Annotated in this window: 13 protein-coding genes and 1 pseudogene; 2 read left to right on the top strand and 12 right to left on the bottom strand. The window is 43.7% G+C overall.

Annotated elements, in window-relative coordinates; translation table 11 throughout:
• Nucleotides 1–326: 326 nt before the first annotated feature.
• From PX482_RS14405 to PX482_RS14455, 11 genes and pseudogenes are all read right to left on the bottom strand, one after another.
• Entirely contained in the window at nt 327–752 is a 426-nt protein-coding gene (locus tag PX482_RS14405; RefSeq protein WP_002738785.1) for a photosystem I reaction center subunit II PsaD, read from the bottom strand.
• A 108-nt stretch (nt 753–860) separates the two neighbouring features.
• The gene (locus PX482_RS14410; protein WP_288025307.1) at nt 861–992 is read right to left on the bottom strand and encodes a hypothetical protein; all 132 of its coding nucleotides are present in this window, start codon (nt 990–992) and stop codon (nt 861–863) included.
• Nucleotides 993–1,069: 77 nt separating this feature from the next.
• Nucleotides 1,070–2,707, bottom strand: a complete 1,638-nt coding sequence (locus PX482_RS14415) for an ABC transporter permease (protein ID WP_002758458.1) — start codon at nt 2,705–2,707, stop codon at nt 1,070–1,072.
• A gap of 65 nt (nt 2,708–2,772) precedes the next feature.
• Nucleotides 2,773–3,306, bottom strand: coding sequence for a hypothetical protein (locus PX482_RS14420; protein WP_223210047.1), 534 nt, complete (start codon nt 3,304–3,306; stop codon nt 2,773–2,775).
• Between the two features lie 23 nt (nt 3,307–3,329).
• Nucleotides 3,330–3,512: pseudogene (locus PX482_RS14425) on the bottom strand (Tse2 family ADP-ribosyltransferase toxin); the annotation flags it as partial.
• Nucleotides 3,513–3,577: 65 nt separating this feature from the next.
• On the bottom strand, nt 3,578–4,018 hold the full coding sequence (locus PX482_RS14430) for a type II toxin-antitoxin system VapC family toxin (RefSeq protein ID WP_002758462.1): 441 nt from the start codon (nt 4,016–4,018) through the stop codon (nt 3,578–3,580).
• The gene (locus PX482_RS14435) at nt 4,018–4,245 is read right to left on the bottom strand and encodes a hypothetical protein (RefSeq protein ID WP_002758463.1); all 228 of its coding nucleotides are present in this window, start codon (nt 4,243–4,245) and stop codon (nt 4,018–4,020) included. Before PX482_RS14435 ends, PX482_RS14430 begins: the two co-directional genes overlap by 1 nt.
• Nucleotides 4,246–4,425: 180 nt before the next feature.
• On the bottom strand, nt 4,426–5,235 hold the full coding sequence (locus PX482_RS14440; RefSeq protein WP_002758464.1) for an MBL fold metallo-hydrolase: 810 nt from the start codon (nt 5,233–5,235) through the stop codon (nt 4,426–4,428).
• A gap of 61 nt (nt 5,236–5,296) precedes the next feature.
• On the bottom strand, nt 5,297–5,884 hold the full coding sequence (locus tag PX482_RS14445) for an anthranilate synthase component II (protein ID WP_002758465.1): 588 nt from the start codon (nt 5,882–5,884) through the stop codon (nt 5,297–5,299).
• Nucleotides 5,885–6,222: 338 nt separating this feature from the next.
• Nucleotides 6,223–6,723: a pentapeptide repeat-containing protein gene (locus PX482_RS14450; protein WP_002768627.1), complete on the bottom strand. Its 501-nt coding sequence runs from the start codon at nt 6,721–6,723 to the stop codon at nt 6,223–6,225.
• 2 nt (nt 6,724–6,725) lie between these two features.
• Nucleotides 6,726–8,114, bottom strand: a complete 1,389-nt coding sequence (locus tag PX482_RS14455; RefSeq protein WP_288025296.1) for an LCP family protein — start codon at nt 8,112–8,114, stop codon at nt 6,726–6,728.
• 770 nt (nt 8,115–8,884) lie between these two features.
• Here PX482_RS14455 and PX482_RS14460 point away from each other — a divergent pair.
• Both PX482_RS14460 and PX482_RS14465 read left to right on the top strand, forming a co-directional pair.
• Entirely contained in the window at nt 8,885–9,562 is a 678-nt protein-coding gene (locus PX482_RS14460; RefSeq protein ID WP_002758470.1) for a C40 family peptidase, read from the top strand.
• A gap of 62 nt (nt 9,563–9,624) precedes the next feature.
• Nucleotides 9,625–12,729, top strand: a complete 3,105-nt coding sequence (locus tag PX482_RS14465; RefSeq protein WP_288025292.1) for an efflux RND transporter permease subunit — start codon at nt 9,625–9,627, stop codon at nt 12,727–12,729.
• On the opposite strand, the gene PX482_RS14470 is transcribed toward PX482_RS14465, so the two are convergent.
• The coding region (locus PX482_RS14470; protein WP_288122596.1) for a hypothetical protein at nt 12,712–12,924 on the bottom strand (213 nt) is incomplete at its 5' end. The two genes, PX482_RS14465 and PX482_RS14470, sit on opposite strands and share 18 nt — an antisense overlap.

Consider the following 12,924-nt stretch of genomic DNA (forward strand, 5'->3'; position numbering starts at 1 on the left):
CAAGGGGGGATTAAGGGGGGATCGGCACCCCCCTTATCAAGGGGGGATTAAGGGGGGATCGGCACCCCCCTTATCAAGGGGGGATTAAGGGGGGATCGAAGCTAAAATCCATTTTTAATTTAATTATAACCAGCTACTTAGGAGAATAAATAAAAGCAATCTCCTGACGACCGGCCACTAACTCCTAACCCCAGGAAAAACTTTTTCAGTAAACCCTAACTAGCAATTGATTGCGATTGCGATCAGAGAAATCGAGAGTCAGAAGTTAAATCTTGGGGCCAAATAGCTTCTAAATCTAACTCCCCACTCTCGATTTTAGGGATTATTTATGCTTCGTAGGGAGTGACACCAGAGAACTTAATTGTCGCCGGTTCCGGGTTTTTGCCGATATTGCGGTCTTTTTTGCCGAAAAATTCACGACCAGCGTTAACTTTTTCGGGGAAGACACCATCAGCAGGGTGGAGATACTGCACTTCACCACTGGGATAAATCCGATAGATTTTGTAATCTTCGATTTTGGGCTTAAATTTCGTCCGGAATTGGGTACCAAGAGCGAGCGCCTGTTCTTTGCGGGCCAAATAGAGGAGATTTTCGCCTTCGTTCATGATAGCGGCGCCACCGGTGGGCATTTCAAAGACTTGTTCTTTGCTGCTTGTCCAGGTGATGGCGTACTTTTCTTCCAGATCGGCTTTGGCGAGTAAACCGCCCGTGCTGCCACCGAACTTAGGAGCTTTTCCAGAAAGTTCTGTCATAGGATTTTGTTCTCTCTACAAAAATAAAGAAAAGGGGTTTTAGGGAATCCTATCACTGACACCCCCCCTCTCTAGTAGTCTTGTCAAGAACTGTAACATTATTTTGTACTAGACTATAGAACTAGGATTTACCGAAAAAGTTTTTCCTCGCGGCAGGGTGTGGGGTGTGGGGTGTGGGGTGTGGGGAGAATAAATAAAATAATCTCCTGTCTCCTGTCTCCTGTCTCCTAACCCCACCAACAAACTTTTTGCCGCAAACCCTAAATAGAACTAAGCGGCTGGCCGATCGCCAACTTGTCTAGGAATCGGCCACCACTTTAATCGATCGCCCGTCGGGAAATTTGCCAACTTAAAAAAATTACCGGAATTAATCCCACTAGGACAATGGCCAGGGCTGGTGCCGCCGCTTCCACTAAACGTTCATCACTGGCGTATTGATAAACGCGCACCGCTAGGGTATCAAAATTAAAAGGTCTTAACACCAAAGTAGCCGGTAATTCCTTCATCACATCGACAAAAACTAACATAGCCGCCGTCAATAATCCCCCTGACAAAAGAGGAATATGCACTTTAATTAAAGTGGCACCGGTGCCATAGCCAAGGCTGCGGGAAGCATCATCTAAACTAGGTTTAATTTTACTTAAGCTCGATTCTAACGTGGAAAAAGCTACGGCTAAAAACCGGACAATATAGGCAAAAATCAGACAGAAAATCGTGCCGCTCAGAATTAAATTGATATTTAATCCTTGATTGAAAAAGTTATCTAATTTACCGAGAGGAATTAAAACCCCCACGGCGATAACTATGCCGGGGATAGCATAACCAGCAGCCGCAATCCGCACAGAACTCTTAAGAGTTTTATTCGGATTAAGTCTTTCCCCGTAGGCGAGAATTAAAGCTAAAACTACCGCAATAATTGCGCTTAAACTGGCCAGAAAAAAACTGTTTCCCGATAAACTAAAAAAGTCATTATTAAAAGTTTCTTGGGCATGATTAAAGGCTAGATAAGCTAGATAGAAAGCAGGGGCAATAAACCCCAGAAATACCGGCACAAAACAGGAGATAATTGCCAAAAAACTGCGAATAAATCCCAGTTTGTACTTAGTCGGTGACTGGAAACGATTGGTCATTTCATAGTAACGAGCTTGACGACGGGAGGATTGTTCAAGGAAAACTAAAACGAGGATAAATACCATTAAAACTGTGGATAACTGTCCCGCTGCTATGCGATCGCCCATACCGAACCAAGTATTATAAATCCCCGTGGTAAAAGCATTAATACCGAAATACTGCACCGTACCAAAATCGTTCAGAGTTTCCATTAAAGCTAGGGCTAATCCTGCCATAATTGCCGGTCTTGTTAGGGGTAAAGCGACGGTAAAAAAACTGCGCCAAGGATTACATCCCAAGGAGCGACTTGCCTCCACCGTGCAGACAGATTGCTCTAAAAAACCGACCCTTGCTAACAGATAAACGTAGGGATAAAGCACCAGTATTAACATCAGAATCCCCCCCCAAAGAGAACGGATATTAGGAAACCAATAATCCTCGACACTATTCCAACCGAAAACACTTCTTAAGAACGTCTGCACCGGACCAAAATAGTCCATCATATTGGTATAAGTATAGGCCAAGAGATAGGCAGGAGCGGCAAGGGGTAGTAATAATAACCATTGAAATTGTTGACAACCGGGAAATTGACACATCGTTGTTAACCAAGCTGTGCCGACACCGATGATTAAAACGCCGCTGCCCACCCCGCACATTAACCAAAAAGAATTAACTAGATAATCCCAGAGAACAGTTTCGATCAGATGTTGCCAGACTTGACTGGAATTAGTTAATAAACTACTGGCAACCGATAAAATTGGCAGGGAAACAAGCAGGGCAATTAGTAAAACCGCAATTGTCCATCCCTGTCTAAAAAAAGAGCGAGATTCTTTCAGCAAAAACATTTTTAATAAGATTGTTAAAGCAATTTTTAGAGAACGGTCTAGTTATGCCTTCTTCGCTTGTGAGGTCAACTTACAGCCAGCAGTTCATTAAGCTTGTTTTTCAGATTTGGCGATGTCATCAGCGGGTTGTAAACTTCTCCTGCGTAAGGTTGCCAAACATAACTAGGGCTAAAGGAGCGAAATACTGGCAATATTCCTAGCTCGCCTGCAAGTGGTTTCGCTAAAACCAGTCCTGGGATAGATAGATTGGATGATTCTTCGATAAGCTCAGTGTATGTTCTAAATTCATCGACTTCAACACCAACCAGTGCATAACGGAAGGTGGGGGCAAATCGTAGGGACTGATAGAGTAAAATACCTAACTCTGTCATTGAATAGGCACTTTCAGGGCTGTCTATTCCCACTTCGCTAAGATTATTTGGTGAAACGCGACACCACCAATTTTCTTCTATGTCTTGGAATGTGTCTGTGCGACATTGGCACTGGCGACCATTTGACAGCAACAATGACATTCCCTGAAAATGTTGAGCAAATTTATCGGCCTTGCTCTCATCAGAACCACATTCTGCGGATAAACTAAATATCCATGCCATTTTCATAGACTCCTATTGTGTGTATGCCACTAATCCACCTTTTCCCAATATTTTTGGGTCTTTGCCAATGCCGCTTCGTACCTTTCTAGAGCCATTGTAACTCTTGGCATGATGCTAACGTGGGTTGGGCTATCTTGGACAGCCTGTAAATCTCCTGTAATAATGCTGTCATCAATCTGCCACAAAGGAGCTTTGCCCATGCCGCCAAATTTTGGCTGTAACTGCTCACTTTTCACTCCTCACCCCCTCACGAACCAAAAAGCCTGTAAACTTGATTTTATAAGGTGGATTTGCTATTATTTGGCTCTTGCAAGCGATGCAAGCACTCCTGAACTGATAACACAGGTACCGATGAATTCAAAAACCCTTGATTATCTCGGGTCAAGATAGCATCAAGTCCTTGAGCTACAGCACAAGCAACCTGAATCCCATCCTCATAATCAGCCAAACCTGAACTAAACGCTACCTCTAGAACCTCCCGGTTTACAGGGCAGATTTCCATTGCTGTCAATGTCTCTGAAACTGCTTGCCGTGCTTGCTCAATACTGCGCGTGTGTCTTCGAGCAATGTAAAAAATGTCCGTGAGGGTTGTGGCTGTGACATACCCGACGATCTGACCGGAATCGATCGCCTGAAATAGTCGTTCTGCATCTTGGAAAAATAGCTCTCTCTGCAATAGAAAATCTAGGAGAACATTAGTATCAATTAAAACTCTCACTAAAGGTATTTCTCCAGCCGACGCTCTTCCAACATGGCAGCTACTTCTTGGTCGGTTGGTGCAAGTTGGTCTGTTTTGAGTAAGCCACGCATCCGTTGAATTGCACCAGCACGATCAGGTCTAGCAATTGGGGTACTCTGCAAGGACTCAATAATGGCGCTAACCAGCGCAAGTCGCTCGCTCGGTGATAGCTTAACCGCTTCTTCCTTTAGGTCTTGTAGTAACATAGACATTCCTTGGGGCTGAATATTCTGGAATTTCTTAAAAATAATTATAACCCTGATTTATGATCAGGGCTGTAGGGCGAGTTAGCAACAACGTAACCCGGGGAATATCAGGAAATTGATGGTGCGTTACACGAGAAAAAATTAGTTAATCAATAGGACTAGGTCATTGGCTCCTAAAAATTAGGATTTCTCTAACAGTTTGCGGTAGTCAAACACGCGAATGAGCGTCCCTTTTTTGGGTAAATCGGCGGCACGAATCCGTAATTTATTGTCCTCGATCAAACGGATATTTTTATCCTTGACTAACTTGAGAAACTCATCTACAGACACCAATTCACAGGCATTTTTATCGGCGGCACTGGTAAAGTATTGAGTTGGTATAGCAATTCGCGGTTGTAAAACTTCGATCGCCTGTTTTGCTTCTTGGGGATTATAATTTTTTGGACCACCTCCCACGGGAATAAAAGCTAAATCCGGCGAACCTAGGAGAATTCTTTGTTCTAATTCGATTGGGGCCGCTGCCCCCCCTAAATGGACAATACTAATCCCCGCTTGGGTCCAACGCCAGGCCACATTCATACCGAAACGTTGCCCACCCATGCGATCGTGGGCGATACTAATACCCTGTAGTTTTAATTTACCCAGATCGTAGGCCCCCGGCTCAAACAAAATTTTCGGATTACCGGGTAAACCCTCGGCCGCCCCTTCATCCCACAGTTGACTACTAATTAAAACGATATCTGCTTCTACTTTTGGCAAAGGAAAACCCGCCGTACAACCAATTGCCCGGAAAGGATTAACTAGGACTCTTTGCCCTCCTCCGGTGAATAAAAAGCAACTATGACCCAACCATTGAACTAAGAGGGAATTATCGGGTTTTTGGGGGGAAGTGGGGTTAGTGGGTTTCGGTTTAGTTTCCGCTAAAACTGAGCTTACTGCCACGGTTAAGAAACTTGCCCCCGCCGATAAGATAAAATCTCGCCTTTTCATAAATGTAGATGCAGAATTAATCAATTGAAGGTTAATTTCAGGGGTTGGGGATTAGCAAACACTAGAGGGATCGCAGAAAGTTTCTTAAAAGTTCCTTGCCAGCAGTGGTTAAAATACTTTCGGGATGAAATTGTACTCCTTGAATGTGGGGGTAATCCCGATGACGGACTCCCATGACCGTGCCATCTTCTACCCAGGCCGTGATCTCTAAATTATCCGGCATGGTGGAGCGCTCGATCACTAAACTATGGTAACGGGTGGCAGTAAAAGGATTTTCTAAGCCTTGAAATACCCCTTCATTGTTGTGATAGATTGGGGAAGTTTTGCCGTGCATCAAGACTGGGGCCCAGACCACATCCCCTCCGAATACCTGACCGATACTTTGATGACCGAGACAGACCCCCAAAATTGGCAAACGGGGGCCAAATTTGGCGATTAATTCCAGAGATATGCCCGCATCGACTGGACGACCAGGACCGGGGGAAATGACAATCCCATCCGGCCGCATTTGTTCGATTGTGGCCAAGTCGATTTTATCATTACGATAGACCTCGATCGGCACAGCGATCGGGAACTCGGAGGCTAATTCTCCCAAATACTGGACTAAATTGTAGGTAAAACTATCATAGTTATCGATGACGATTATCAAGAGTCCCTCTCCTTTCTTTAGCCTCGCTCAGTATTTTTATTCTACACCCCGGCTGTCTCGATCGAGATAGCCGGGGTGTAGGGGGTAGGCTATTTTTGAGCAGTCAGCTAGAATCTGCCCGGAATTGCTAATTAGGGTTTGCGGCAAAAAGTTTTTTGTGGGGACAGGGTGTGGGGTGTGGGGTGTGGGGTGTGGGGTTTTGAGGGGGTCAATTACCTAACTTTCAGGGAAAAAGTCCAGGGATTTTCCCCCCGATCACTCCCAGATCTGGTACTTTTTGATTGATAAAAAGTCTAAAATTATTACCCAACAAGGTTTTTAGATTTATTCAGCAAACCCTAATTACAGCCTAAACTATCTCTGGTGGCCACTCCCGTGACTGGATTAATGCCATCGGCCCGTTCACACATTAACTTGACCTGATAGTTATCAATCACCGCGTTAGTGAAATCGGCCCCGGTAATAATTGTGTCATAAAAACGGCTGCGAGTAGCGATCGCATCGGTAAAAATAGTATTAGTTAAATCGGCAAAATCGAGGGTAACTCTATCTACCAAAGAGGCGGTTAAATCGGCCCCTTTTAAGTTAGCTTTTAAGAGGACAGCCTCGGTGAGAATGCTATAGGATAAATCGGCACCTTCTAGGTTAACTCCCCGCATCGCAGCAGCTGCGAAAACTCCTCCGCGCAAATCCTGATGGGAAAAATCCCGATCTTGCAGCTGGGCAAAACTATAGTTAATCGTTTTATCTTGGGCCAAAGCCACCGGACGGGCCGCGAAAAGTAGCCAAAGAATCGCCAGCAAAATAATTAAAACCAGACTGAAAAAATTTTTCAACATTGTTACTGTTGAGCGTCAAAAAACTGGGACACATCATCACCCACCCGAATAGTTAGGTCTGAGTCTAAAGCACCAGTGGAGGATGATTCTACTTTACCGATTCCCAATTGATTTTTCAAGAGGTTAGCGGACTGAACATCACCTTTTTGGGCAATAATTGCGGTGGTTTCTAGCTTTTGGGAGGAGTCATCGCTAATATAAACATTTGTGTAGCCCTGTTTGGCCAGATAATTGCGAGTACGACGGGCTAAACCTTTGGTATGGGTGGCATTTTGAATGGCAATCCGCAGACTATAAACGGAGGTTTCTCCCCCCCCATAGTTATCGGTAAAATTATTAGCCACAATGGTTCTAATTTCGCGACGGTTCAAAATCCAATAACTGCGACCATCGTATTCCTCGAGGTTGTTAAACCGGCCGGGGAGTAGGATCATTCTTAAGTCATCCTGTTTAATTTCCCGTCCAAAATTAGCGATAGCCAGCATTTCCTCGACGCTTAAGTTCGTATCGATATATTGTTGTAAAACCTGTACTGCTTTCGGGAGACTGGGGAGAATTGTCGGACTAAAAATCTTTTGTTGGAGTGCTTTTAATAAAATTTGTTGTCTTTGTACGCGACCAATATCGCCGTATTGCGGGTTACGAAAACGGGCAAATTGTTCTGCTTGGTCGCCGTTGAGATTTTGCCAACCCTCTTGTAAATCAATTTCTAATTTTTGGGTGACATCTTTATGATACATTCGTTCGGGTACATAAACTTCTACACCCCCGACTAAATCGACTAATTCCTTGAAGGCATCGGTAGTCACCCGCACATAGCGATCAACGGTGACATCCCCTAAAGTATTAGTGACCACTTCTGCCGCTAGAGTCGGTCCACCGTGAACGTTAGCATCGTTGATTTTAGTAAAACCATGGCCGGGGATTCTGACGCGGCTATCGCGAGGGATAGACAACATTCTCACGGTTTTATCGCTAGGATCGAAGCGCACTAGGAGCATGGTATCGCTGCGACCTTTAAATACATCGTCGCTGTTTTTGGCATCTAAAACTCGATCGATGCCCATAACTAAAATATTAACAGGACGAGAAAGCTGCTGATTGATTAAGCTATTCCAAGCTTGATCCTCAAGGATGTCTGTTTGGGTGGGAAAAGATGTTTTTTGGAAGATAGCCCCAATTGGTGCGGGTAAGGGACTAATTAAAGCGACGGCAGCCCCAACAGTGGCGGAAACTAGGGCGGTAAAACTGAGGGTTATTCCCCAAAATAAGCCCTTTTGTAGGGGAGATGCTTTTTTTAAACCGGACATGACTGAACTGACCACCGCGACGGTATTTTCTGAGTTTTGGCTGTATTCTTGCTTTTGAAACCGCCCCGAAACATTGGCCATGGACTAACCTCAACATCTGATTAAAAGCTTACTTTAAGTAGGGAGGAACAATTATTTGTAGGATGGGTTAGCGGTAGCGTAACCCATGCGGGCGTTGGGTTTCATACTTCAACCCAACCTACGTTCATCTTATATTTAATTCCACCCACCCAGGAGGTGACTGTTGATCGATAGAATCTATCTCTAGCCCAAAAGTTCCAGATATTGGCCACTCCCCTCTCGCCGGCTATTGTAACATATTGTTAAGGAAATGGCTATCCTAGACCTGTTGTAAAAATCAAAAATTGTTGTTAGGGTTAGGAGTTGGTGGCCAGTAGCCAGTAGTCAGGAGAATTAAAAACGAATAATAAACGATTAAATGCTCTATTCACCGATTGTATGCCATTTAATCCTTATTTTTGCAGTTTTTGAACCCTGAAAGGTTAATTATGCCATAGGTTTAATAATTTTTCAGGGATTCAGTTCGGTTATAGATTATCTTTATGGCCAAGAATTAAGGCTCTCTTAGGTTTGGTGGGTAAAATGTATTCTAAGATACAGTCCTGCTGGCGAGCGAGTGGAAGGAACCACAGAGACACAGAGGACACAAAGAAAGATTGATCGCTTCTATAGTAAGTTAAACTGCTCACACAAAGAATAAGAGAGCCGAATTAAGAGAGGTGGAAACTTGAAGATGACAGAACGAACTAAGGTTATTCTCCTCGTTGTTATCCCTTTGCTTTTGGCTAGTAATGCAGTTTTTTCTGTCAATAAATTCTGAGCTATTTTTTATGAAAATCATCTCTCTTACCCCATCATTCAACCAGGAATATCTCTGTATAAGAGACTTAAATCTCTACAATTCTCCCAGTTGTCAAGAGTTAGCGACCCAAGCACAACAGGGAAGACAATTAAAATTTATTTCCCTAGAAATTACCGAAAAAGGGCTACAAATTCAGCTAAGAGAAGATAATTATTTAGCTTGGTTATGCGGAGAAGATTTAGATGCAATTGCGGTGGCCACCACAGCTTATCAAAAAATTCCTCTAACTCGTTCCGACATAGAAAAACATATTCCTGAGATTATCACTTTTACTCAGGAAGCAAGGAACCGTACCAATCATTATCTCTGGGGTGGAACCCTTGCACCTAATTACGATTGTTCAGGATTAATCCAGGCTGCTTTTGCCACTTTTGGTATTTGGTTGCCGAGGGATTCCTATCAACAGGAGGCTTTTTGTCAAAAAATAAACCGAGAGGAATTACTCCCAGGAGATTTAATTTTCTTTGGTGATAAAAGAGTTAATCATGTGGCTTTATATCTAGGTAATAATCAATATATCCACAGTTCAGGAAAAGAAACAGGTAACAATGGTATCGCTATAAATCTACTTACTGATGATAGGGATAGCGTTAGTCGTCATTATTATCAAAAATTATGGAGTTTCGGTCGAGTTATGCACAATTAATCAGTTATCAGTTATGGGTTTACTGTTCACTGTTCACTCCTTACTCTCCCCCATAGGTAATCATGTCAGAAAACATCTCCCTAAGCGGTCTGTCAATTCGTCGTCACATAGGAGTATTGATGTTAACTATAGCAGTTATCATCATCGGTCTTTTTTTTCTAAATCGTTTAGAAGTGGACTTGCTTCCTTCTATCACTTATCCCCGCATTAGTTTAAGGATGAATGTACCCGGAGTTTCCCCGGAAGTCATTCTCGAAGAAGTAACTAAACCCCTAGAAGAAGGAATGAGTGCCACCGAGGGAGTAGTGCAAGTTTATTCAGAAACTCGCGAGGGGAGGATGCGAGTAGATTTATTTTTTCAACCGGGGGGAGACTTAAATGTCGCTTTAAATGAAGCTACCGAAAGTTTTAATCGTGTCCGACAAAATTTACCCGATATTATTGAGGAACCGCGCTTAAACAAATTTGAACCCTCTCGTTTACCCGTCTATGAATTCGCTCTCGTTTCTGATACCCTACCCCTAAAAGATTTAAGATTATTTGCCGATGAAGAATTAGGGAGAGAATTAGGATTTGTGGAAGGAGTGGCAGTGGTGGACGTGATTGGGGGAGTTAGAGAAGAAATTCAAGTTAATATTGACCTGCAGCGATTACAATCTTTAGGAGTGGGATTAAATCAGGTTTTAGACACCCTAAAAAGACGCAATCAGGACATCTCTGGGGGCCGACTACAGGGAGAAACCGGGGAACCTTTAACCCGTGCGGTGGGGAAATTTAAAAACGTAGCGGATATCCAAGATTTAGCGCTGACCGATAGTAATAATCCCGAAGAAAAAATCTATCTGCGGGATGTGGCCAGAGTTATCGATGGGACAGAAGAACAAAGAATTTTTGTCACCCTAAATGGAAAAAATGCCGTGAGGGTTAGCGTCCAAAAACAACCGAATGCGAACACGATTGCTGTGGTAGAAGGGGTCAAAAAACGCATTACAGAATTAAAAAAATCCGGGTTAATGACCGGGGGAATACAAGTCGTCACCACTACTGATGAGTCTGTATTTATCCAAAACGCGGTTAATAACGTGGTTTCCTCGGGACTAGCGGGGACAATTCTAGCAGGACTGACTGTATTCGTCTTTCTCGGTTCCCTGCGACAGACTTTTATCATTACCCTAGCGATTCCTCTTTCTACCCTCGTCGCAATTATCTGTATGAAGTTATTCGGGTTATCGATAAATGTGTTTAGTTTGGGAGGATTGGCCCTAGGGGTGGGTATCGTGGTGGATAATTCCATTGTCATGCTGGAAAATATTGCCCTCAAAGTTAATCAAAACCAAAATAAGCGAGATTTTTTAGAAATTGCCCGTAATAGCAGCCAAGAGGTAGAATCTGCTTTATTGGCCTCCACTGCGACTAATCTCGTCTCTATCCTGCCATTTTTATTACTGGGTGGTTTTATCTCTCTGCTGTTTAACGAGATTATCCTCACTATCAGTTTTGCTGTGGCTGCTTCTCTGTTGTGTGCGTTAACTGTTGTTCCCATGTTGGCCAGTCGTTTGTTAAATATGGGGGTTGACCGTGGTATCCATCGGTTTTGGCTCTTAAAAGTCTTTAGTCAACGTCTAGAAGGTTTAACCATCCTCTACGGTCGTTTTTTAGCTAAAATCATCCACTACAGAATACCTGTTATCCTGCTGGCCTTTTTAATTTTAGGGGGAAGTAGTTTCTATCTCTGGCAATATATCCCCCAGGAAGTCTTTAGTCGTATTCAAACCGGACAGGTGAACGTTTTTGCTCAATTTCCCCCGGGTACCAATTTAAATACTAACCGTCAGGTGATGCGGGAAGTAGAAAAGATTTTATTATCACAACCGGAAACTGAGTATGTTTTTACTACCAGTGGCGGTTCTCTTTTTGGCACAACTACCAATGAAAATATTTTGCGCGCTTCTAGTACGATTAATCTCAAACAAGGCACTAATACAGAAGCATATATCGAACGCATGAGCAAAGCACTAGAGCAATTAAACCTCGTTAACGTGCGTTTGCGTCTCACCCCCGGTCAAGTGCGCGGTATTATTCTTAATAACTCTCCCTCCGTTGGTGCCGATGTGGATGTGATGTTACAGGGACGCGATGGGAAAACTTTAGAGCAAGCTGGTGAAGAAATCCTCAGTATTCTCGATGAAAAAGTCCCTAGTGCGCGTTTTCGTGCCGATGCTGACCCCAGACAACCGGAAATTCAGATTAAACCCGATTGGACCCGCTTAAATAGTTTGGGATTGAGTACCCTGGAAGTGGGACAAACGCTACGGACCGCTATTCAAGGATCGATCCCCACCCAACTGCAACGGGGAGAAAGATTAATCGATATCCGAGTGCAATTGGACCCCAACTCGCGGCAAAAAATTAGTGACATATCACAAATACCTATTTTTGTCAATAGACAAGAAGACTTAAAATTAGCAGATATAGCCCGGATTGAAGCGGGAAAAACCCCCGGAGTCATCCAGAGAATCAATCAGCGTCAAGTTTTTATTATTATCGGCAGTTTAGTCGAAGGGGCGAAATTAAGTGACGCACTCGTGGGGGTACAATCGGTTTTAAATTCCACTCCCTTACCCGATGGTATCAGCATTTTACCCAGTGCTGCCGCCACGTCTAATCAAGAAATTCAGGGTTCTTTGGGTTTATTAGCGGGTTTATCAGTATTTTTAGTCTTTGTGGTCATGGCCGTGCAGTATAACTCACTCATAGACCCTTTGGTGATTATGTTAACCGTTCCTTTAGCCCTAGCGGGGGGAATTTTCGGACTATATTTGACCAAAACCCCGATTAATGCCATTGTCATCGTCGGGGTGGTTTTATTGGTGGGCATTGTGGTTAATAACGGGATTATTATGGTGGAATTGGCGAATCAATTGCGGCAAGAATTCGGTTTTACTCGACTACAAGCTATTTTAAAGGCCGCTCCCCAACGTTTACGACCGATTTTAATGACTACCGTGACCACGGTTTTAGGTTTATTTCCCCTCGCTTTAGGATTAGGAGAGGGGGGACAATTCCTGCAACCTTTAGGAATTGTCGTTTTTTCGGGTTTGTCTTTAGCAACTCTGTTAACTCTGTTTATTATTCCCTGTTTTTACGTTTTATTCTCTAGAAAATAATCCCCCTGCACAGTGGGAAGTGGGGAAGTGGGGTGTGGGGTGTGGGGTGTGGGGTGTAGGGTGTGGGGTGTAGGGTGTAGGGTGTGGGGTGTGGGGTGTAGGGTGTAGGGTGTAGGGTGTGGGGAGAACAAATAAAAATAATCTCCCGACTCCTGACTTGAAAGAGGGTGTGGGGAAGTGAGGAAGTGGGGAGAA

Source organism: Microcystis sp. M53602_WE12, from assembly GCF_030065455.1.
Lineage (GTDB): Bacteria > Cyanobacteriota > Cyanobacteriia > Cyanobacteriales > Microcystaceae > Microcystis > Microcystis aeruginosa.